1 protein-coding gene is annotated in these 253 nt (G+C 36.4%); it reads right to left on the minus strand.

Features of this window, described 5'->3' with window-relative positions:
• Positions 1-213 (minus strand): hypothetical protein (locus tag HJG40_RS14790; RefSeq protein WP_215864895.1); only part of this gene is annotated, 213 nt, incomplete at its 3' end.
• Positions 214-253: the final 40 nt, after the last annotated feature.

Here is a 253-nt window from a genome sequence, read left to right on the forward strand (position 1 = left end):
ATTGTGCTCCAAGATGCAAGTTTTTCCATTAGCCACGGTAAACTTGGCATCCTGTTGATAAAGCATAGCACTCATCAATTGTTGATTGGTCGGCAAATACAATCCATAAGTACCGTCATGATCCTGTATAATCGGCGGAAGATTCGCACAACCGCTGAGAACAAAAGCACCAAATATAATGGTATGTTTCTTTATTTTACTAAAATTATTCATGATGTTACGCCTCATTTTTAATCAGTAAAAAGCGATAAAT

This window comes from Acidithiobacillus concretivorus (assembly GCF_018853445.1).
Lineage (GTDB): Bacteria > Pseudomonadota > Gammaproteobacteria > Acidithiobacillales > Acidithiobacillaceae > Acidithiobacillus > Acidithiobacillus concretivorus.